This is a genomic window from Rhodococcus sp. NPDC003318, from assembly GCF_042879035.1.
In the GTDB taxonomy this organism is placed as follows: Bacteria; Actinomycetota; Actinomycetes; order Mycobacteriales; family Mycobacteriaceae; genus Rhodococcus_G.
Window position 1 is genome coordinate 81529 of the sequence record NZ_JBIAOU010000016.1, and the last position, 18617, is coordinate 100145.

Sequence of the window (18617 nt, forward strand, 5' to 3'; positions counted from 1 at the left end):
TGGGGCGGACGACGTCCGGTGTGGCGCACAGGTGGGAGTCGACCGAGCGTCACACTCGGGTGCGCTCAGTCTAGAACGGAAACGCCCGAGGCAGGAGGACTGATTTCGGGCACCGCCGTCCGATCGGCCCGGTCAACTGCGGAGCTTGCGGCCCTGGCCGTCACGTACGTTGCCGACGAGCATCAGGATCCCGTCGATGACCGACCACAGCCAGAAGGCGATCATGAACGGAATCCCGATCAGCAGCAGCGACATGAACATCGCGACGAACATACCGAGCAGCTGGATCAGGCCGATCGTGGTGCTGCCGACATACAGCCGGCCGACACCGCAGATGCCGAGGAACGGCAGTAGGAGCTGGAGCAGTCCCCCCGTGGTCCTCGACTTGTCCGACAGCGGCTCGCCGGTCAGCGGGTCCCGGCCGTACGGGGCGACCGGATCGACGCTCGCGAATCCGTAGCCCGGAACGCCGTACTGCGGCGCCTGACCGTACCGCGGCTGACCGTACTGCGGCGCCTGACCGTACTGCGGCGGCTCACCGAGCTCGAAGCCGAACGGCGGATGGCCCGCACGGGCGCCCTCGGGATCGGACGTGGGGTAGCCGGGGGCGCCGTACGCCGGGCCGCTGCCCGGGGCGCCGTAGACCGGGCCCTGAGCAGGCGGCAGGTCGGGGTACCAGTGCGGATCGTCCGGGGTCGGGTACGCCTCGGTCGGGTTGTCCGGCGTCGGGTAGCCCGCCGTCGGATCCGGGGTGCTCGGAGAGGGCGTGGTCGGGTACGGCGTGGTCGAGTCGAACGGCAGACCCTTCTCGATCCGCTCCTGCCAGTCGTCGCTCGGCGTGGTCACGAGTCCGTCCCCCCGGTGGTGGTCTCCGGTGTCGTGGCGCTCGGTGTCGACGCGCCCGGTGTGCCGGTGTCGGACTCCAGGGTGCCGGACTTCCCGCCTCCGGTCGAGGCGGTGTCGTCCGGGTGCTCCGCGAGGTACTTCTCGCGTGCCTTCCCGATCCGCAGCTCCGCGGGGGTCTCGCGGCCCTTGGTGGCGAGCAGGAAGTACGCGACCGCGCAGACGAACACGATCACCGACGTGAACGAGTTGATCCGGATGCCCGCGATGTGGGTGGCGTGGTCGTCGCGCATCAGCTCGACGAAGAACCGGCCGAGGCAGTAGCCCGCGACGTACAGCGCGAACAGCCGCCCGTGGCCGATCCGGTACCGGCGGTCGACGACGACCAGCGCGATCACGACCAGCACGTTCCAGAGGAGTTCGTACAGGAACGTCGGGTGCACGACCTTCTCGACGACCCCGTTGGAGGTGCCGGTGAGCTGATCGAGCCGGCCGGCGTCGTTGACTCGCTGATAGATCTCGAGCCCCCACGGGACGGTCGTCTCACGGCCGTAGAGCTCCTGGTTGAACCAGTTGCCGATCCGGCCGATCGCCTGCGCCAGCAGGATGCCGGGAGCGATGGCGTCGCCGAGCGCCGCGAGGGACACCCCCCGCTGACGACAGCCGATCCACGCACCGACGGCACCGAGCGCGACCGCCCCCCAGATGCCGAGTCCGCCCTGCCAGATCTTCAGGGCGTCACCGGGATTGCCGCCCTCACCGAAGTACGTGGTCCAGTCCGTGAGGACGTGGTACAGCCGGCCACCGATCAGGCCGAACGGCACCGCCCAGATCGCGACGTCGAGTACCGTGCCCTTCTCGCCGCCCCGAGCCACCCAGCGGCGATCACCCCAGATCACGGCGACGACGATGCCGACGATGATGAAGAAGGCGTAGGCGCGCAGCGGCACGGGGCCGATGTCCCACACGCCCTGCGGCGGACTCGGGATGTAGGCGAGAACGTCGGTCACGACGCCACGGTAGCCGAACGGACTCCGGCGGCGAGTTCGGCGGTGAGCGCACGCACCGCGTCCGGGCCCTCGGCGGTCGCGGTCACCAGAGCGGAGCCGACGATGACGGCGTCCGCGTATGCCGCGATCTCCGCGGCCTGCGCGCCGGAGCGCACACCGAGCCCGACGCCGACGGGGATGTCGGAGTGCTCACGCACCCGGGCGACCAGTTCCGGCGCGCGGTTGTCGACGTTGTCGCGTGCACCGGTGACGCCCATCGTCGACGTCGCGTACACGAAGCCGCGGCACTGGTCGAGGGTCATCGCGAGCCGCTCGTTGGTCGACGACGGAGCCACGAGGAAGATGCGGCCCAGGCCGTACTTGTCGGATGCGGCGATCCAGTCGGCGGCCTCGTCGGGGATCAGGTCGGGGGTGATGATGCCGAGCCCACCCGCGGCGGCGAGGTCGCGGGCGAAGTTCTCGACCCCGTACTTGAGCACGAGATTCCAGTACGTCATGACGACGGCGGCGCCGCCCGCGTCGGTGACGGCCTTGACGGCCGGAAACACGTCGCGCACGCGCACGCCGGCGGCGAGCGCTGCGTTCGCGGCGTTCTGGATCGTGGTGCCGTCCATCACGGGGTCGCTGTAGGGGATGCCGACCTCGACGAGGTCGCAGCCGCCCTCGACGAGCGTGGTGACGGCCTCGATGGACTTCTCGACCGTCGGATAGCCGACCGGCAGGTAGCCGACCAGCGCGGCGCGCTTCTCGGCGCGGCAGGTCGTGAAGATCTCGGTGAGGCGTTCGTGCGGGGCGCTCACTGCGCGGCTCCTTCGGTGTCGGTGCTGTCGGCGGGCAGGTACCCGAACCACTTGCCTGCGGTGTCGACGTCCTTGTCACCGCGGCCCGAGATGTTCACCACGACGATCGCCCCCTCGCCGAGTTCACGGCCGAGCTGCAACGCCCCGGCGACCGCGTGGGCGGACTCGATCGCCGGGATGATGCCCTCGGTGCGGCACAGCAGGTGGAACGCTTCCATCGCCTCGGTGTCGGTGGCCGACCGGTACTCGGCGCGGCCGGTGTCGGCGAGCCACGAATGTTCCGGTCCGACACCGGGATAGTCCAGGCCGGCGGAGATCGAGTGCGATTCGATGGTCTGCCCGTCCTCGTCCTGCAGCAGGTACGAGTACGCGCCGTGCAGCGCGCCGTGCGTGCCGCCGCCGATCGTCGCGGCGTGCCGCCCGGTGTCGACGCCGTCGCCGCCGGCTTCGATGCCGACCAGCTTCACCGACGGGTCGTCGATGAACGGATGGAAGATGCCGATCGCGTTGGACCCGCCGCCGACGCACGCGACGACGGCGTCGGGCAGGCGGCCGGTCAGCGCTCGAACCTGGGCGCGCGCCTCGAGGCCGATGATGCGCTGGAAGTCGCGAACCATCGCCGGGAACGGGTGCGGACCGGCGGCGGTACCGAAGCAGTAGAAGGTGCTGTCGGCGTTGGTGACCCAGTCGCGCATCGCCTCGTTGATTGCGTCCTTGAGTGTGCGTGAGCCCGTCTTCGCGGCGACGACATCGGCGCCCAGCAGTCGCATCCGCGCCACGTTCAGAGCCTGCCGCTGGGTGTCGACCTCACCCATGTAGACGAGGCAGTCGAGACCGAAGAGTGCGCAGGCGGTCGCGGTGGCGACGCCGTGCTGACCGGCGCCCGTCTCGGCGATGACCCGGGTCTTGCCCATCCGCTTGGCGAGCAGCACCTGTCCCAGCACGTTGTTGATCTTGTGGGAACCGGTGTGATTGAGGTCTTCCCGCTTGAGGAGCAAGCGCGCGCCGCCCGCGTGTTCGCTGAGCCGGGTCGCCTCGTAGACCGGCGAGGGTCGACCCGTGTAATCACGCTGGAGACGGTCGAGTTCGGCGAGGAAACCCGGGTCGTTGCGTTCCTTCTCGTAGGCGGCGGTCACCTCTTCGACGACTGCCATCAACGCCTCGGGGAGGTATCGGCCACCGAAGACCCCGAAATGTCCGCCGGCATCGGGTTCGTGCGCGGTGGGGACGGCCACGGCCTCGCTCATGAGGGGCAGGCCGTGCCCCTTGGCGGAAAGTACGGGATCGTCTGCAGTCACCCGTCCAGTCTGCCTCAGTGGGCGAGCCCCGCCGAATCCCGGGTGGGGTCCGCCCGGCGTCGGGTCAGCGGGCCGGTTTCGGGCAGGACGGATGCGTCCCGGCCGCGACCAGATCCTTGACCGCGGTCCGCGGATCGCCGCTCGTCACGAGGCCCTCACCGACGAGGACGGCGTCGGCGCCCGCACCGGCGTACGCGAGCAGGTCGGCGGTGCCGCGGACACCCGATTCGGCGATCTTGACCACGCTGGACGGCAGGCCGGGGGCGATGCGGCCGAACGTGTCCCGATCCACCTCGAGGGTCTTGAGGTTGCGGGCGTTGATACCGATGACGCTGGCGCCGGCCTCGAGTGCGCGGTCCGCCTCCTCCTCGGTGTGCACCTCGACCAGGGCCGTCATGCCGAGCGACTCCGTGCGGTCGAGCAGTGACGCTAGCGTGTTCTGCTCGAGCGCGGCGACGATCAGCAGGATGACGTCCGCGCCGTGGGCACGGGCCTCGTGGATCTGGTACGGCCCGACGATGAAGTCCTTGCGCAGCACCGGAATTCCGACGGCCTTGCGGACCGCGTCCAGGTCCGCGAGGGAACCCTTGAAGCGACGCTCCTCGGTCAGGACGCTGATCACGCGGGCCCCGCCCTCCTCGTAGGCGCGAGCCAGCGAGGCGGGGTCGGTGATCATGGACAGTTCGCCCTTGGACGGGCTGGCCCGCTTGACCTCCGCGATGACACCGATGCCGTCGGCGCGCAGGGCGGCGGCCGCGTCGAGCGCGGGCTTGGCGACGGCGGCGGCGGCCTTGACCGCGGCGAAGTCGACCACGGATTCGCGGGCGGCGACGTCGGCGCGCACCCCGTCGAGAATCGAATCGAGAACAGTCATCGTGTCCCGAGTCCTTTCTGGGCTGTCGCCGATTGTGAGAAACGTCATCCGGTCCAGCCAAGCGTAGAGCCCGGCCCAGTCTTGACTTACGGCGGGTCTACGTGCCAGGCGTCCCGCCCGGCCCGTCCTGGTCATGGCGTCCGTCGCCGGGCTCGGGGTCGGTCGGGTCGTCCCCCGCGTCCAGCGCGTCCCACAGCACCCGCTGACTCGGCGGCTCGCTCGACTCGGCACGCTTGACCGCTTCCTCCCGCCGTGCCGCCGGGGCCGCGTACTTCGACGACAGGCCCGTGCTCACCGACGCCTTGCGCAGCAACGCGATTGCGGCACCCAACGCCAGCAGCCCCCCGGCGACGACCAGAGCCGCCGGGCCTGCCAGAACCTCGGTGTGCGTGACGTCCGCGCGGTCGGGCAGTTCGGCGAGCCGGCCGGCCCGGTCCGGGTCGACGTCCGTCGCGAGCAGTTGCACCGCAGGCACGATCGCGGCGACCGCGACCACCGCCACCAGCAGCGCCACCACACGCAACGCCCAGCCCCGGACCGCGAACGACGCGGCGATGGCGGCGAGCAGCGCGAGCGCCAGCGGTGTCGTCGCGGCCGCCCACGTGCCGCCGATCAGGTCGGTGGTGCGGGCCACGCCGAGCCCGTCGGAGGATTCGATCCGCACCCACGTCATCCGCGACGACGCCCACAGGCACAGTGCCCCCGCGGCGAGAAGCAGCGCGGGGACCGCGGCGGCGCGGGCCGACGTCCGGGCGGGCGTGGCCTGCTCAGTCATCGCCGCCGCCGAGGGCACGCAGGGTGTCCGCGGTGGCGATCGCGCTGAGCACCGCCATCGCCTTGTTCCGGGCCTCGGTGTCCTCGTAGACCGGGTCGGAGTCCGCGACGACACCGGCACCGGCCTGCACGTACGCGGTCCCGTCCTTGACGAGGGCGGACCGGATCGCGATGGCGGTGTCCGCGTCACCGGCGAAGTCGAGGTAGCCGACGATGCCGCCGTAGATTCCGCGGCGCGTCGGCTCGAGTTCGTCGATCAGTTCCATCGCACGCACCTTCGGCGCGCCGGACAACGTGCCCGCGGGGAAACAGGCCGTCACGGCGTCGAGGGCGTGCCTGCCTGCGGCGAGACGGCCCGTCACCGTCGACACCAGGTGCATGACGTGGCTGTAGCGCTCGACGTGCCGGTAGTCGTGCACCTTCACCGTGCCCGGTTCGCAGACCCGGCCGAGGTCGTTGCGTCCGAGGTCGACGAGCATCAGGTGCTCGGAGTTCTCCTTCTCGTCCGCGATGAGGTCCTTCTCGAGCAGCAGGTCCTCCTCCTCGGTGGCGCCGCGCCAGCGGGTGCCCGCGATCGGGTGGGTCGTCGCCGTCCCGTCCTTGACGGTGACCAGCGACTCGGGGCTGGACCCGACGATCGCGAACGCGGTGTCGCCCCCACCGTCCGGGACGTTGACCAGGTACATGTACGGGCTCGGGTTGGACGCACGCAGCATCCGGTAGATGTCGACGGGCGCGGCGTCGGTGTCCATCTCGAAACGCTGCGAGAGCACCACCTGGAACGCCTCGCCGGCCTCGATCTCCGAGATCAGCCGTCGCACGTCGGCACCGAAGCTCTCGGTGGTGCGTTGCCGACGGAAGTTCGGGGCCTGCTTGGTGAACGTGGACACGGTGGACGGAGCGGGTGCCGTCAGCGCATGGGTCATCGCGTCGAGACGCGCGACCGCGTCGTCGTAGGCCTCGTCGACGCGTTCGTCGCTGCCGTCCCAGTTGACCGCATTGGCGATCAGCGTGATCGCGCCCTCGTGGTGGTCGACGGCGGCGAGGTCGGTGGCGAGCAGCATCACCATCTCGGGGATCTGCAGGTCGTCGACGGCATGACTGGGCAGCCGTTCGAGCCGCCGCACGATGTCGTAGCCCATGAATCCGACCATGCCGCCGGTCAGCGGCGGCAGGTCCGGCAGGCGTTCGCTGCGCAGGAGTTCGAGGGTCTGCCCGAGGGCGGCGATCGGGTCGCCACCGGACGGCGCACCCGCGGGCACGTTGCCGTACCAGGCGGCCTCGCCGTCGACAACGGTGAGCGCGGCCGGGCTGCCCGCCCCGATGAACGACCACCGCGACCACGAGCGGCCGTTCTCGGCCGACTCGAGCAGGAACGTGCCGGGCCGGTCGGCGGCCAGCTTCCGGTACGCGGACAGCGGAGTTTCGGCGTCCGCGAGCACCTTTCGCGTCACCGGCACGACGCGGTGTTCGGCCGCCAGCGCACGGAACTGCGCGCGGGTGGTGGTGACTGCGGCCGTGTCGGCGGCTGCGGGGGTGACGGTGATCGACTCGCCGGGCATGCGTCCATCATCCCAGGCGCCCGGTCGCCCCGTCGCGGGCGGTGGTCTGCCGCCCCCGAAGCGGCGGCGCGAGCGGTAGCCTCGCGCGCATGCAGACCGGACACCAGGCCCCCGATTTCGCGCTGCCCGACCAGACGGGCACCGTCCGCACGCTCACCGAGCTGGTCGCCGACGGACCGCTGGTGCTGTTCTTCTACCCGGCCGCGAACACACCGGTGTGCACGGCCGAGGCCTGCCACTTCCGCGACCTCGCGTCGGACTTCGCGGAGGTCGGGGCCGCGCGGGCAGGCATCTCCACCGACGCCGTCGACACCCAGGCGTCGTTCGCGTCGGCGAAGTCGTTCGACTACCCGCTGCTGTCGGACTCCGGCGGCGCGGTCGCGGAGCAGTTCGGCGTCCGGCGTGGCCTGTTGGCGAAGTTCATGCCGGTCAAGCGGACGACGTTCGTCATCGACCCGGACCGGACCGTGGCGAAGGTGATCGCGAGCGAGTTGCGCGCGAACACCCACGCCGACCAGGCCCTCGAGTTTCTCCGCGGACGGCGCTGAGGCGCCTGTGCGTGACGTCGGTCGCTCCCGCTACCACGAGCACGCACAGGCCGTCAGACCAATTGCAGGGACCGCTTGGACAGGCCCATCCAGAACCCGTCGACGACCTGTTCGGGCGTCTGTTCGGGGTCGCTCGACGCACCGAGCGTGACGAACAGCGGCGCGAAGTGTTCGATCGTCGGGTGCGCGTACGGCATGCCGGGCGCCTTCGCCCGGAAGTCGATCAGGGAATCGACGTCACCGGCCGCGAAGCGCTCGGCCGCCCAGATGTCGAACTCCTTCGACCATCCGGGGGCGACGGCGTTGGGCGACCAGTCGCGCAGGAACGGCAACCCGTGGGTGGTGAAACCGGACCCGACGATCAGCACGCCCTGCTCGCGCAGCGGCCGGAGCCGCTCGCCCAGGTGCAGCAGGCGTTGCGGATCGAGGGTCGGCAGCGAGATCTGCAGCACCGGGATGTCCGCGTCCGGGTACATGACGGTCAGCGGCACGTAGGCGCCGTGGTCGAGTCCGCGGTCGGGCTGGTGGTACACCGGTTCGTCGTCCGGCATCAGGGCGGCGACCTGGCGGGCGAGGTCGGGAGCGCCGGGCGCGGCGTACTGCGCCTGGTAGTACTTGGGATCGAATCCGCCGAAGTCGTACACGAGCGGGGTACCGGTCGTGACCGACCCGATGGTGAACGGTGCCGATTCCCAGTGCGCCGACACCATGAGGACGGCGGTGGGCCGGGGCAGGTCCTTCGACCAGGCGGCGAGTTCGGCGACCCACAGCGTGTCATCGACGAGCGGCGGTGCACCATGACTGAGGTACAGCGCAGGCATCGCGGTGTTCGGCATGACCACTCCTCTATGTTGAAGCTTCAACAATCATAGTGGTCAACGCTCACCCAGCACAACTATTCCGGAGGAGACCGCAGGACATGACCGAGGCAGAGGGCGCCACCCGGTGGCTCACCGACGAGCAGCAGCTCGCCTGGCGGGAGCTGGTCGCACTGACCACGCGACTGCCGGCCGCCCTCGACACCCAGATGCAACGCGACGCCAAGCTGACCCATTTCGAGTACTTCGTGCTCGCGGTGCTGTCCGAGGCGCCGGACCGTCGGCTGCAGCTGAGCACGCTGGCCGCCCAGGCCAATGCGTCGCTGTCCCGGCTCTCCCACGTCGTCACCAAGCTGGAGAAGTCGGGCTGGGTGCGCCGCGAGGCCATCGTCGGCGCCCGCGGGTCGTTGGCGGTGCTGACCCCCGAGGGTTACGCGAAGGTCGTCGAGACCGCGCCCGGCCACGTCGAGACCGTCCAGCAGCTGGTGTTCGACGGCCTGGACGACGAGCAGGTGCGCACGCTGATCACGCTCGGTAAGGCGCTGGTCACGCAGCTGGACCGCGCCATCGCCGCGGGGACCGGCAGGGCCTGACCTGACCCGGCGGACGGGTCAGGCCGACGGGTCAGGCGAGCGGGACGCCGCCGACGCCCCAGTTCTCCCCGGGGACGTCGGTGATGGTGACCCACACCTTGGCCGGGTCCTTGCCGCTGGCCTCGGCGTAGGCGGCGGTGACGGCCTCGATGACGGCGCGCTTGCGCTCGGCGGACAGGCCTGCGGTCTGGGAGATCTGGATCAGCGGCATCCGCCCATTGTGCAGTGCCCGCCGAGCGTGCAGCCGTCGGGGCGACACCCCGGTGGACGCGCCGGCAACTACACAATAATTCGACACGTGGGCTTATTGTGGCGGAGACCACTCCGGGGATATCCTGCGATTCATACCGACTTGTCTCACCATCTAGGGCCGTCGTCGATTCGGCGACCGTCCCCCGATTTGGAAATGGAGTAAGCATGACTGTCGATTTGGGACCGGACCGCCTCCGCCCGTGGGCGAGGGAAATCGCGACTCGGCACGAGGCGTCCCGCCACGTGGAGGGCGTGCAGTGCCGCGGCTCCGTCGACCTCATCGACGAGGCGTCCCGTCTGCGCGGCGTCGCCGCGGTGCGACTCGGCAAGGCCGTCTCCCTCGAGCGTGAGGTCGAGACCCGCCCCGGTCGCCTCGCCGACGGCCGGGCCGTCGCCGAAATGGAGAAGGCGCAGTGGGAGAAGATGGGACTCCCCGAGATGCCGTCCGGGCACGGCTCGGTCGAGCTCGAGGTGCAGATCGGCGTCCGGGGCCGTTCCGCCCACGGCGGCGACGTCATCAAGTACGACGCCCACGGCGTGCACAACACGCACATGGACGGGCTGGCCCACATCGGCGCCGACGGCTGTTGGCACGGCCCCATCCCGGCCGAGAACTCCCGGACCGACGAGGACACCATGGTGGCCTGGGCGCAGCACGGCATCGCCACCCGCGGTGTGATCCTCGACATCGCGGGAACGCGCGGAGTCGAGTGGGTCGACGCGGAGAACCCGGTCACCGGCGCGGACCTGGACGCCGCGCTCGCCGCGACCGGGGTCACCCTCGAACCCGGCGACGCGCTGATCATCTACCAGGGTCGTGACCGCTACGAGGCCGCCGGGAACGTGTACCCGAGCGGCGCCGCCGCGGTGGCTCGGCCCGGCATCGGCGAGGACGGCGCCAAGTGGATCGCGGCGAAGGATCCGGGCCTGGTGCTCTGGGACTTCCACGATGCCCGCAACAACCCGACCGGGTACCTCGAGGTGCACGACCTGATCTACGCGATCGGCCTGTGCCTCGTCGACAACTGCCTGCTCGGCCCCGCCGTGTCCGCGGTGAAGCAGACCGGCGCGTCGACGGGTCTGCTCGTCGCCGCACCCACGGCCATCCACCGCTCGACGGGTGTCCTGATCAACCCGCTGTTCCTCTACTGACGGTCGACGGGGTTGCCGGCAACCGCCTGGCAACCCCGACCGTCCCCGACCCGGTCCAGCCGGGTTCGGGAACGGGGCCGGTTCAGGGACGGGGCAGCAGGACGTCCGAGTCGAAGCAGGTGTGGGTGCCGGTGTGGCAGGCGGCGCCCTCCTGGTCGACGATCAGCAGGACGCTGTCCCCGTCGCAGTCCAGGCGCACCTCGTGCACGTACTGGGTGTGGCCGGAGGTCTCCCCCTTGACCCAGTACTCCTGCCGGGACCGCGAATAGTACGTCCCCTTACGGGTTTCCAGTGTCCGGGCCAGGGCCTCGTCGTCCATCCACGCGACCATCAGGACGTCGCCGGTGGACCGCTCCTGCGCGACCGCGCTGAACAGTCCGGCCTCGTTGCGCTTGAGCCGGGCTGCGATCGCCGGGTCGAGAGAACTCATCGGACGGTGATCCCTTCTGCCCGCATGGACTTCTTCACGTCGCCGATCGTCATGTCACCGAAGTGGAAGACGCTCGCCGCGAGCACCGCGTCGGCACCTGCCTGGACGGCCGGCGCGAAGTGCTCGACCGCTCCGGCGCCACCGCTCGCGATCACCGGAACGTGCACCGCCGCGCGGACCGCGCGGATCATCGGCAGGTCGAAGCCGGCCTTCGTGCCGTCCGCGTCCATCGAGTTCAGCAGGATCTCCCCGACCCCGAGCTCGGCACCACGCTGCGCCCACTCGATGGCGTCGATGCCGGTCCCGCGTTTGCCGCCGTGCGTGGTCACCTCCCACCCCGACGGGGTGGGCTGCGAACCCTCGGGAACGGTGCGCGCATCGACGGAGAGCACGATGCACTGCGCACCGAACCGCTGGCTCAACTCGCGCAGCAGTTCGGGACGGGCGATTGCGGCGGTGTTGACGCTGACCTTGTCGGCGCCGGCCCGCAGCAGACGGTCGACGTCCTGCTCGGTGCGCACACCGCCGCCGACGGTGAGCGGAATGAACACCTGCTCCGCGGTCCGCGTCACGACGTCGATCATCGTGCCGCGGTCGGAGGTGGATGCGGTGACGTCCAGGAACGTCAACTCGTCGGCGCCCTGCGCGTCGTAGGCCGCGGCCAGTTCGACGGGATCGCCCGCGTCACGCAGGTTCTCGAAGTTGACGCCCTTGACCACGCGGCCCGCGTCGACGTCCAGACACGGGATGACCCGCACCGCCACTGTCATGTCGTTCCTTCCCGACTTCCGCCGTCCCGGTACTCCCCCGGATCACCCAGGGGGACAAGAATTTCGAGCATCTGCTCGTGCACGCCCGGCGCCGCCGCCAGCACCGACTGCGACCCCAGGTGCCAGGGCTGCCCGGCCAGGTCGGTGACGACGCCGCCCGCCGCCCGCACCAACGCCACGCCCGGCGCGTTGTCCCACGGGTGGTACCCGTAGACGACCGCCGCACCCAGTATCCCGGCCGCGGTGAACGCGAGGTCCGCGCCGGTGGACCCGTGCATGCGCAGCCGTCGGCACACCCGGCTGACCTCACCGAGCGCCCGGACCCGGTACTCCCCCGGGATCGGTCCGCGCCCGTCCAGGTTGAACGCGCCGAACCCCACCATCGATTCCGTCAGGTCCTGCGACCGCAGCGGCGGCAGCACCTCGCCGTTGCACAACAGCGGGCCGCCCGCCGCGGCCGCGTACCGCCGGTTCATCAACGGCAACCACGTCAGACCGAGCACCGGATCGCCGTCCTGCAGCAGCGCGAGCAGGATGCCCGCGGTCGGCAGACCGGACGAGTAGTTCAGGGTCCCGTCGACGGGATCGAGCACCCACACCGTTCCCGAGCGCAGGTCCGGCCCACCGAACTCCTCGCCGTGCACCGGAATTCCGGTGCGATCGGCCAGTTCCCCCGACAACCGCTTCTCGAGCTCGAGGTCGACGGCCGTGGCGAAGTCCTTGGGGCCCTTCGCAACCGCGCTGGGCGCCCCGACACCGGCGACGAACCGCTCGACGGCCCCGTCGAGCACTCCCCCGGCGATCGCGAGCAACTCGTGTGGGTCCGTCATAGGGCGAGACTATCCGGAGACCGCGGCGAGGGCCTCGGGCAGCGTGAACCGCCCGGCGTACAGTGCCTTGCCGATGATCGCGCCCTCGACGCCGAGACCGGCCAGGCCGGCGATCGCGACGACGTCGTCCAGCGCCGAGATGCCGCCGGATGCCACGACGGGCGCATCCGTCGCCGCGCACACCTCACGCAGCAGGTCGAGGTTGGGGCCGGTGAGGGTGCCGTCCTTGGAGACGTCGGTGACGACGTAACGCGCGCAGCCGTCGCGGTCGAGGCGGGCCAGGGTCTCGAAGAGGTCGCCGCCCTCGGTCACCCAGCCGCGACCGCGCAGCTGGTAGCGGCCGTCGACGTTCCGGACGTCGAGGCCGACGGCGATCTTGTCGCCGAACCGGGCGATGGCACTCGCGCACCACTCGGGGTTCTCGATGGCCGCCGTGCCGAGATTGACGCGCGCACAGCCGGTGGCGAGCGCCGCCTCGAGGGACGCGTCGTCGCGGATGCCGCCGGACAGTTCGACCTTGACGTCGAGTTCGCCGATGACACCGGCGAGCATGTCGCGGTTGGAGCCGCGACCGAAGGCCGCGTCGAGGTCGACGAGATGGACCCATTCGGCGCCGGCGTTCTGCCAGGCGAGCGCGGCGTCGCGCGGCGAGCCGTAGTTGGTCTCGCTGCCTGCCTCTCCCTGAACGAGGCGGACAGCTTGTCCGTCGACGACATCTACCGCAGGCAAAAGGACCAGGCTCACGTGCGCCAACCCTACTGCGTCACCGGTCGGCGCCGGCCTCCGGGTCGGGCCCACCTGCGGCGTCACGCCCACCGAACGCGCGGCGGGTCATCCGGGTCGAGACGACGCCCATCGCGGCGATCGCGCCCGCCACCCCGGCGAGCGCGATCAGCAGGCCCCACACGCCGCTCGGGCGCAGCACCGCGACGAGCACGGCGGCGAGCGCGAGCACGGCGGTCGCGGCGCCGAGCGAGGCCAGTGCCAGCCGGCCGTACGAGAACCCGTCGCCGCGTCCGCTCACAGAGCGCGGACCCAGTTCTCGAGCAGCGCGGCGCCTGCGTCGCCGGACTTCTCGGGGTGGAACTGGGTGGCGGAGAGGGGGCCGTTCTCGACGGCGGCGAGGAACGGTCCGCCGTGGTCGGCCCAGGTGAGCTTCGCCGGCGCGATCAGGTCGTCGTCGGCGAGTTCCCACTTCTGCACGCCGTAGGAGTGCACGAAGTAGAAGCGGGTGTCGGGGTCGATGCCGGCGAACAGGACACTGTCCGCGGGGGCGGTCAGGGTGTTCCAACCCATGTGCGGGAGCACCTCGGCCTGCAGCAACTCGACGGTGCCGGGCCATTCGCCGCAGCCGTCGGCCTCGACTCCGTGCTCGACGCCGCGTTCGAACATGATCTGCATGCCGACGCAGATGCCGAGCACGGGACGCCCGCCGGCCAGCCGCTTGCCGATGATCCGCTCGCCGCGCACGCCCTTGAGTCCGTCCATGCAGGCGGCGAACGCGCCGACGCCGGGCACGACCAGGCCGTCGGCGGCGAGTGCGACCTCGGGATCGGAGGTGACGGTGACGTCGGCTCCGACGCGGGCGAGGGCCCGCTGGGCGGAGTGCAGGTTCCCGGATCCGTAATCGAGCAGGGCGACGGAGGTCATGGCACAACTCTATCGGCCGGGCGTCCGGTGGACGGAATCAGCAGCGCCACCGGCATCACGAGGACGACGGCGATCGCCGAGACTGTGAAGACCCCGATGTAGCCGGTCAGGCCCGCCACGACACCGAGGGTCAGGGCCCCGACTCCCGTGCCCGCGTCGTAGCTGACGTTCCAGGCGGCGCTGGCGGCGCCGAGCCGCGCGGGTCCGGCGGACCGCAGCAGCGTGACCAGGGCCTCGTTCTGGACGGCGCCGAACCCGGCACCGAACAGCACCGCACCCGCCATCAGCAGTGCGATTCCGGCGGATCCGGCGACGGCGATCGCCGCGGCGAACACGGCGGCCCCGCTCGCAGCGGTGGCCAGCGCGGGCACCATGATCCGGCCGACCCCGATCCGGTCGACGGTCAGGCCGGCCGCGTAGCGCCCGACCAGTGTCGCGCCGCTGACGACGGCGAGCGCCAACCCGGCGACCGCGGCCCGGTCGGCGACGGCGATGGGCAGCAGGCTGGCAACGCCGCCGTGGACCGACGCGACGACGAGCATCGACAGACAGGGCACGAGGAGGACGGACCTCGGCAGGGACCGGCGACCACTCTCGGCCCGCGCGTGCCGGACCGGTGGCAGTGCCGCGATCGCGCCGACCGCGAGCAGCGGCACCGCCGCCCCGAGAAGGTAGACCAGGTCGGCGTGGCCGCCGCCGTAGAGCGCCAATCCCGCGGGCAGCGCGATCATCTGGCCGACGGCGATCGCGATGCCCTGGGCTCCGGTGGCGCGGCCGAGCAGTTCCCTCGGCACGAGTTCGGCGACCAGCGCGCTCCCCGCGACCGTGACGAGCCCGAAGCCGACACCACGAACGACCGACACCCCGAGGGCGACGGGAGCGGCGGTCGAGAGCAGGAACACCAGTGCGGGGACACCGAGCAGCAGGCATCCGGCGGCGAGGACGAGGCGATAGCCACGCACCTGCAGCAGCCGCGGCGTCCCGAGTTGGGTGGCGACGGTCGCCGCCATGAACACGGTGGTCACCGCGCCGGCGACGGCGTCGGAGCCACCGCCCTCCGAGACCGTGAGGGGGATGACGGGCAGCAGCAACGACCACCCGCCGAAGGCCGCGAAGCCCATCGCCATCGCGACGGGCATCCCGCGGGTGCGCAGCAGCGTCACCGGCCGCCCGGACGCAGCCCGGCAGCGTCACCGCCCGGTCGCCGTCCATCGTGCGCGTCGGTGAGCAGTCGGGTGATCCCTTCGGCAGTGACCGGACGCGGATTCGGATAGGGGGTGGCGGTGGCGAGCTCGGTGGCCCGGCCGATGCCCTCGCGGGTGAAACCGAGTTCGGCGAGGGACGTCGGTCCGCCCAGCCCGGCGACGAGATCGTGGAGCCCGCCCGGCGCGTCCGGCACCCCCATCGCGTCGGCGATGCGGGCCATGACGCCGGGGACGGCGGGCGCGTTGTAGGCCATCGCGTGCGGCAGCACCACCGTGTGCGTCGGGGCGTGGGGCAGGTCGAAGCTGCCACCGAGGGTGTGGCAGAGCTTGTGGTGCAGGCCCATGCCGACGCCGGCCAGGCAGGCACCGGCCAGCCACGCGGCCTGCAGCAGGTCGGCGCGGGCCTCGAGGTCGTGCGGGTCCGCCGTCACCCTCGGCAGCGCCCGGGTCACGGCCGCGATCGACTCCAGCGCCATGCCGTCGACGACGGGATTGGCCTGCGCCGAGTAGAGCGCCTCGACCGCGTGCGCCATGGCGTTGACCGCGCTCGTCAGTGTGATCGCGGCGGGCAGTCCGACGGTGAGATCGACGTCGTAGACGACGGTTTCCGGCAGGATCTCGGGCCCGGAACGTGTGGTCTTGACGCCGTCGCGGGTCTCCCCCAGCACGGGCGTCACCTCGGAGCCCGCGTAGGTGGTCGGCACGATCACCTGGTCGTAGCCGGCACGCGCGGCGAGGGCCTTCGACAACCCGGTCGTCGATCCGCCCCCGACGGCGACGACGCAGTCGACGCCGTGCTCCCGCGCAACGGCGAGGGCGCGGTCGGTGACGGAGGTCGGGGTGTGCATCACCGCGCCGTCGAAACGGGCCACGACCAGGTCCCCGAGCCCGTCGGTGACGCGCGCGTCGAGGTGCCGCCCGGCCAGGAGGAGCACCCGGCCGCGTCCCAGCCGCTCGACCTCCTCAGGTACCCGCGCGGCCGCGCCGGCGCCGAAGACGACCCGGGACGGGAGCGCCGTGTAGGTGAAGGTTCTCATCGTCGAAGCTCCCGTCGGCCGAGGGTGTTGCCTACCCCGCGATCCTGGCATGCATCTCCCACACGATGACCTCGGCACCGGTCTCGGTGGTCAGCTGCTGGCCCCCGGCCCCGGTGACCCGGACGGCGTCGCCCTCGTTCAGGATGCCGACGCCCTCGAGCGAGGCCTCGCCGCGTGCGACGAACACATGCAGGAACGGGGCGTCGGGCAGGGTGATCGGCGCCTGACCCGGCTGCATCCGCGCGACGTGCATCGACGCGTACTTGTTCTTGATCCTGATGGCCGCGTGGTCGGCGTGGTCGGGCATGCCGGAGGCGACGGGCACCAGCCCCCCGGCGAGCAGTTCGTGGTCGATCTCGAGCTGCTCGTAGCCCGGCGTGATCCCGGGTTCGTCCGGGACGACCCACATCTGGATGAAGTGAACCGGGTCGGAGTGCTCCTGCGCGTGGGCGCCGGTGACGCCGTCGAGTCGCCAGGAGTCGTTCTTCTCGGAGTGCAGGATGCCGGTACCGGCGCTCATGCGCTGGGCGAGACCCGGGTAGATGACGCCGGCGTGACCCATCGAGTCCTGGTGTACGAGCGAACCCTGCAACACCCAGGTGACGATCTCCATGTCGCGGTGCGGGTGCGTCTCGAAACCCGCTCCGGGCGTGACGGTGTCGTCGTTGTTGACCATCAGCAGTCCGTGATGGGTGTTGGCGGGGTCGTAGTGGTGACCGAACGAGAAGGAGTGCTTGGAGTCGAGCCACCCGATGTTCGTCTTGTCGCGGTCGGCGGCGCGGCGGACGTCGAGCCGAGGGGAGGTCAGTGCGGAGGTCATGATCTGTGCACCTTTCGGGCTGTGAGGCGTCGAACGGGGTCGGGCGGTGGTGGGTGTGCGGCGGGTCAGAGGACGTGCGAGCCGTACATCTCGCCGAGCGGATCGGCGATCAGTTCGAGGCGCGCGCCGTCGGGGTCGCGGAAGTACAGCGACACCTCGCTGTGCTCGATCAGCTCGACACCGGCGTCGATCAGCTTGCGCCGCAGGTGTTCCCACTTCCGTGGCTCGACACTGATCGCGATGTGGTGCAGGCCGCCGAGCACCTCCCGGTAGGGGCCGACGTCGAGGCCCGGGAAGTCGAAGAAGGCGAGCAGGTTGCTGTTGCCGATGTCGAAGAAGAAGTGTGACGAACCCGGGTAGTCCCGGTTCTCGATCAGTTCGGTCAGCGGGAACTCGAGCACGTCCTGGTAGAACCGGATCGTCCGCTCGACGTCGCTGCTCACCAGCGCGGTGTGGTGCAGTCCGCGAGCCGAGGACGCGGGTCGCGCGTCGGCCGGCTTCAGGTGCTCGGCGCGGAGGCGGTCGCGCTGCTGCTCGAACTTCTGCGACCGCTCCTGCTCGGCTGCTGTGCTCATGCCCTGCCCCTTTCCGTCGGTACCACCAGCGACACATGTAGTTGCGTCGTCAACTACCGATGAGAGTACACGAAGTAATTGCCTTGTCAACTACTTGAGCTACGCTGGAGTCATGACAGAACAGACCCGCTGGCTGGACGCGGACGAGCAACGCGCCTGGCGCGCCTACCTGGATGCCACCCGGCTGCTGATGCAGACCCTCGACCGCCAACTCTCGCGCGACGCCGACATCTCCTTCACCGATTTCGAGTTGCTGGTCGTCCTGTCCGAGGCACCCGACCGACGACTGCGGATGAGCGGACTCGCGGATGCCGTGACCACGACACGCAGCGGCGTGACCAGGGCTGTCAAACGACTCGTCGACGCCGGTTGGGTGCGTCGCGTCGAATGCGAGGGCGACAAACGCGGCACGATCGCCGAACTGACCGACGACGGCGCCGCCAAGCTCGCCGCGTCGAGCCCCGGGCACGTCACCGCGGTCCGGGAGCACATGTTCGACCTCCTCAGCCCTCGCGATGTGGCGACGTTCACCCACACCTTCGGGCAGATGCGGACACAGATGCTCGAGGAGCGCTGAACCCATTCCCCCCACCAGTAGTTGACACTGCAACGAACTCCGCCTATCTTAGTAGTTGCAGATTCAACCACTTGATTCGCCGCCATCTCGACGCGAGGAGAACCCATGACCACCGCCACCGCCCTCCCCACCCTGACCGCCGGCACCTGGGCCATCGACCCCGTCCACTCCACGGTCGGCTTCTCCGTCCGCCACCTCG

Annotated in this window: 23 protein-coding genes; 4 read left to right on the forward strand and 19 right to left on the reverse strand. The window is 70.7% G+C overall.

Annotated elements, in window-relative coordinates; translation table 11 throughout:
* Nucleotides 1-132: 132 nt before the first annotated feature.
* From ACFYVR_RS21215 to ACFYVR_RS21245, 7 genes are all read right to left on the reverse strand, one after another.
* Complete coding sequence (locus ACFYVR_RS21215) at nucleotides 133-846, reverse strand: TM2 domain-containing protein (protein ID WP_387476812.1); 714 nt, start codon at nucleotides 844-846, stop codon at nucleotides 133-135.
* Nucleotides 843-1853 carry a prolipoprotein diacylglyceryl transferase gene (gene lgt, locus ACFYVR_RS21220; RefSeq protein ID WP_387476814.1) on the reverse strand — a complete coding sequence of 337 codons (1011 nt, stop codon included), beginning with the start codon at nucleotides 1851-1853 and terminating at the stop codon, nucleotides 843-845. The genes ACFYVR_RS21215 and lgt overlap by 4 nt, the downstream gene beginning before the upstream one ends.
* Nucleotides 1850-2653 carry a tryptophan synthase subunit alpha gene (trpA, locus tag ACFYVR_RS21225; RefSeq protein ID WP_387476816.1) on the reverse strand — a complete coding sequence of 268 codons (804 nt, stop codon included), beginning with the start codon at nucleotides 2651-2653 and terminating at the stop codon, nucleotides 1850-1852. Before trpA ends, lgt begins: the two co-directional genes overlap by 4 nt.
* Nucleotides 2650-3900, reverse strand: a complete 1251-nt coding sequence (gene trpB, locus ACFYVR_RS21230; RefSeq protein ID WP_387476871.1) for a tryptophan synthase subunit beta — start codon at nucleotides 3898-3900, stop codon at nucleotides 2650-2652. The genes trpA and trpB overlap by 4 nt, the downstream gene beginning before the upstream one ends.
* Before the next feature lie 115 nt (nucleotides 3901-4015).
* Nucleotides 4016-4825, reverse strand: coding sequence for an indole-3-glycerol phosphate synthase TrpC (trpC, locus tag ACFYVR_RS21235; protein ID WP_387476818.1), 810 nt, complete (start codon nucleotides 4823-4825; stop codon nucleotides 4016-4018).
* Nucleotides 4826-4922: 97 nt separating this feature from the next.
* Nucleotides 4923-5600 (reverse strand): TIGR02234 family membrane protein, encoded by a 678-nt coding sequence (locus ACFYVR_RS21240; protein WP_387476820.1) that lies wholly within the window; start codon nucleotides 5598-5600, stop codon nucleotides 4923-4925.
* Entirely contained in the window at nucleotides 5593-7161 is a 1569-nt protein-coding gene (locus ACFYVR_RS21245) for an anthranilate synthase component I (RefSeq protein ID WP_387476822.1), read from the reverse strand. The genes ACFYVR_RS21240 and ACFYVR_RS21245 overlap by 8 nt, the downstream gene beginning before the upstream one ends.
* An 89-nt stretch (nucleotides 7162-7250) precedes the next feature.
* Between ACFYVR_RS21245 and ACFYVR_RS21250 the strand changes: the two genes are divergently transcribed.
* On the forward strand, nucleotides 7251-7709 hold the full coding sequence (locus ACFYVR_RS21250) for a peroxiredoxin (protein ID WP_387476824.1): 459 nt from the start codon (nucleotides 7251-7253) through the stop codon (nucleotides 7707-7709).
* Between the two features lie 53 nt (nucleotides 7710-7762).
* On the opposite strand, the gene ACFYVR_RS21255 is transcribed toward ACFYVR_RS21250, so the two are convergent.
* Nucleotides 7763-8545, reverse strand: coding sequence for a dioxygenase (locus ACFYVR_RS21255; protein ID WP_387476826.1), 783 nt, complete (start codon nucleotides 8543-8545; stop codon nucleotides 7763-7765).
* A gap of 83 nt (nucleotides 8546-8628) precedes the next feature.
* On the opposite strand from ACFYVR_RS21255, the gene ACFYVR_RS21260 reads away from it, so the two are divergent.
* Nucleotides 8629-9120, forward strand: a complete 492-nt coding sequence (locus tag ACFYVR_RS21260; protein ID WP_387476828.1) for a MarR family winged helix-turn-helix transcriptional regulator — start codon at nucleotides 8629-8631, stop codon at nucleotides 9118-9120.
* A gap of 31 nt (nucleotides 9121-9151) precedes the next feature.
* Here ACFYVR_RS21260 and ACFYVR_RS21265 read toward each other — a convergent pair whose 3' ends face one another.
* Nucleotides 9152-9331: a 4-oxalocrotonate tautomerase family protein gene (locus tag ACFYVR_RS21265; RefSeq protein ID WP_387476830.1), complete on the reverse strand. Its 180-nt coding sequence runs from the start codon at nucleotides 9329-9331 to the stop codon at nucleotides 9152-9154.
* Nucleotides 9332-9537: 206 nt separating this feature from the next.
* Here ACFYVR_RS21265 and ACFYVR_RS21270 point away from each other — a divergent pair, with 206 nt between their 5' ends.
* Nucleotides 9538-10524 (forward strand): cyclase family protein, encoded by a 987-nt coding sequence (locus ACFYVR_RS21270; protein ID WP_387476832.1) that lies wholly within the window; start codon nucleotides 9538-9540, stop codon nucleotides 10522-10524.
* Between the two features lie 82 nt (nucleotides 10525-10606).
* Here ACFYVR_RS21270 and hisI read toward each other — a convergent pair whose 3' ends face one another.
* The 10 genes from hisI to ACFYVR_RS21320 all read right to left on the reverse strand — a co-directional run bounded on the left by hisI (nucleotide 10607) and on the right by ACFYVR_RS21320 (nucleotide 17841).
* Nucleotides 10607-10954, reverse strand: coding sequence for a phosphoribosyl-AMP cyclohydrolase (hisI, locus tag ACFYVR_RS21275; RefSeq protein WP_387476834.1), 348 nt, complete (start codon nucleotides 10952-10954; stop codon nucleotides 10607-10609).
* The gene (gene hisF / locus ACFYVR_RS21280) at nucleotides 10951-11724 is read right to left on the reverse strand and encodes an imidazole glycerol phosphate synthase subunit HisF (protein ID WP_387476836.1); all 774 of its coding nucleotides are present in this window, start codon (nucleotides 11722-11724) and stop codon (nucleotides 10951-10953) included. The genes hisI and hisF overlap by 4 nt, the downstream gene beginning before the upstream one ends.
* The gene (locus tag ACFYVR_RS21285; protein WP_387476838.1) at nucleotides 11721-12554 is read right to left on the reverse strand and encodes an inositol monophosphatase family protein; all 834 of its coding nucleotides are present in this window, start codon (nucleotides 12552-12554) and stop codon (nucleotides 11721-11723) included. Before ACFYVR_RS21285 ends, hisF begins: the two co-directional genes overlap by 4 nt.
* A 9-nt stretch (nucleotides 12555-12563) precedes the next feature.
* Nucleotides 12564-13298 carry a bifunctional 1-(5-phosphoribosyl)-5-((5-phosphoribosylamino)methylideneamino)imidazole-4-carboxamide isomerase/phosphoribosylanthranilate isomerase PriA gene (priA, locus tag ACFYVR_RS21290; protein WP_387476840.1) on the reverse strand — a complete coding sequence of 245 codons (735 nt, stop codon included), beginning with the start codon at nucleotides 13296-13298 and terminating at the stop codon, nucleotides 12564-12566.
* A 19-nt stretch (nucleotides 13299-13317) separates the two neighbouring features.
* Nucleotides 13318-13578 (reverse strand): hypothetical protein, encoded by a 261-nt coding sequence (locus ACFYVR_RS21295; protein ID WP_387476842.1) that lies wholly within the window; start codon nucleotides 13576-13578, stop codon nucleotides 13318-13320.
* Nucleotides 13575-14204 carry an imidazole glycerol phosphate synthase subunit HisH gene (hisH, locus tag ACFYVR_RS21300; protein ID WP_387476844.1) on the reverse strand — a complete coding sequence of 210 codons (630 nt, stop codon included), beginning with the start codon at nucleotides 14202-14204 and terminating at the stop codon, nucleotides 13575-13577. Before hisH ends, ACFYVR_RS21295 begins: the two co-directional genes overlap by 4 nt.
* Nucleotides 14201-15331, reverse strand: coding sequence for an MFS transporter (locus ACFYVR_RS21305; protein WP_387476873.1), 1131 nt, complete (start codon nucleotides 15329-15331; stop codon nucleotides 14201-14203). The genes hisH and ACFYVR_RS21305 overlap by 4 nt, the downstream gene beginning before the upstream one ends.
* 32 nt (nucleotides 15332-15363) lie before the next feature.
* Nucleotides 15364-16446, reverse strand: coding sequence for a maleylacetate reductase (locus ACFYVR_RS21310; protein WP_387476846.1), 1083 nt, complete (start codon nucleotides 16444-16446; stop codon nucleotides 15364-15366).
* Nucleotides 16447-16477: 31 nt separating this feature from the next.
* Nucleotides 16478-17266 carry a pirin family protein gene (locus tag ACFYVR_RS21315; RefSeq protein WP_387476848.1) on the reverse strand — a complete coding sequence of 263 codons (789 nt, stop codon included), beginning with the start codon at nucleotides 17264-17266 and terminating at the stop codon, nucleotides 16478-16480.
* 65 nt (nucleotides 17267-17331) lie between these two features.
* Nucleotides 17332-17841 carry a VOC family protein gene (locus ACFYVR_RS21320; protein WP_387476850.1) on the reverse strand — a complete coding sequence of 170 codons (510 nt, stop codon included), beginning with the start codon at nucleotides 17839-17841 and terminating at the stop codon, nucleotides 17332-17334.
* 112 nt (nucleotides 17842-17953) lie between these two features.
* Between ACFYVR_RS21320 and ACFYVR_RS21325 the strand changes: the two genes are divergently transcribed.
* Nucleotides 17954-18418 carry a MarR family winged helix-turn-helix transcriptional regulator gene (locus ACFYVR_RS21325; RefSeq protein WP_387476855.1) on the forward strand — a complete coding sequence of 155 codons (465 nt, stop codon included), beginning with the start codon at nucleotides 17954-17956 and terminating at the stop codon, nucleotides 18416-18418.
* Nucleotides 18419-18617 lie beyond the last annotated feature (199 nt).

What these genes read in the sequence shown, in the direction of transcription:
- trpB (WP_387476871.1), bottom strand. Translation starts at nt 3,900, where the DNA reads ATGAGCGAGGCCGTGGCCGTCCCCACCGCGCACGAACCCGATGCCGGC.
- trpC (WP_387476818.1), bottom strand. Translation starts at nt 4,825, where the DNA reads ATGACTGTTCTCGATTCGATTCTCGACGGGGTGCGCGCCGACGTCGCC.
- ACFYVR_RS21240 (WP_387476820.1), bottom strand. Translation starts at nt 5,600, where the DNA reads ATGACTGAGCAGGCCACGCCCGCCCGGACGTCGGCCCGCGCCGCCGCG.
- ACFYVR_RS21245 (WP_387476822.1), bottom strand. Translation starts at nt 7,161, where the DNA reads ATGCCCGGCGAGTCGATCACCGTCACCCCCGCAGCCGCCGACACGGCC.
- ACFYVR_RS21250 (WP_387476824.1), top strand. Translation starts at nt 7,251, where the DNA reads ATGCAGACCGGACACCAGGCCCCCGATTTCGCGCTGCCCGACCAGACG.
- ACFYVR_RS21255 (WP_387476826.1), bottom strand. Translation starts at nt 8,545, where the DNA reads ATGCCGAACACCGCGATGCCTGCGCTGTACCTCAGTCATGGTGCACCG.
- ACFYVR_RS21260 (WP_387476828.1), top strand. Translation starts at nt 8,629, where the DNA reads ATGACCGAGGCAGAGGGCGCCACCCGGTGGCTCACCGACGAGCAGCAG.
- ACFYVR_RS21265 (WP_387476830.1), bottom strand. Translation starts at nt 9,331, where the DNA reads ATGCCGCTGATCCAGATCTCCCAGACCGCAGGCCTGTCCGCCGAGCGC.
- ACFYVR_RS21270 (WP_387476832.1), top strand. Translation starts at nt 9,538, where the DNA reads ATGACTGTCGATTTGGGACCGGACCGCCTCCGCCCGTGGGCGAGGGAA.
- hisI (WP_387476834.1), bottom strand. Translation starts at nt 10,954, where the DNA reads ATGAGTTCTCTCGACCCGGCGATCGCAGCCCGGCTCAAGCGCAACGAG.
- hisF (WP_387476836.1), bottom strand. Translation starts at nt 11,724, where the DNA reads ATGACAGTGGCGGTGCGGGTCATCCCGTGTCTGGACGTCGACGCGGGC.
- ACFYVR_RS21285 (WP_387476838.1), bottom strand. Translation starts at nt 12,554, where the DNA reads ATGACGGACCCACACGAGTTGCTCGCGATCGCCGGGGGAGTGCTCGAC.
- hisH (WP_387476844.1), bottom strand. Translation starts at nt 14,204, where the DNA reads ATGACCTCCGTCGCCCTGCTCGATTACGGATCCGGGAACCTGCACTCC.
- ACFYVR_RS21305 (WP_387476873.1), bottom strand. Translation starts at nt 15,331, where the DNA reads ATGGCGATGGGCTTCGCGGCCTTCGGCGGGTGGTCGTTGCTGCTGCCC.
- ACFYVR_RS21310 (WP_387476846.1), bottom strand. Translation starts at nt 16,446, where the DNA reads ATGAGAACCTTCACCTACACGGCGCTCCCGTCCCGGGTCGTCTTCGGC.
- ACFYVR_RS21315 (WP_387476848.1), bottom strand. Translation starts at nt 17,266, where the DNA reads ATGACCTCCGCACTGACCTCCCCTCGGCTCGACGTCCGCCGCGCCGCC.
- ACFYVR_RS21320 (WP_387476850.1), bottom strand. Translation starts at nt 17,841, where the DNA reads ATGAGCACAGCAGCCGAGCAGGAGCGGTCGCAGAAGTTCGAGCAGCAG.
- ACFYVR_RS21325 (WP_387476855.1), top strand. Translation starts at nt 17,954, where the DNA reads ATGACAGAACAGACCCGCTGGCTGGACGCGGACGAGCAACGCGCCTGG.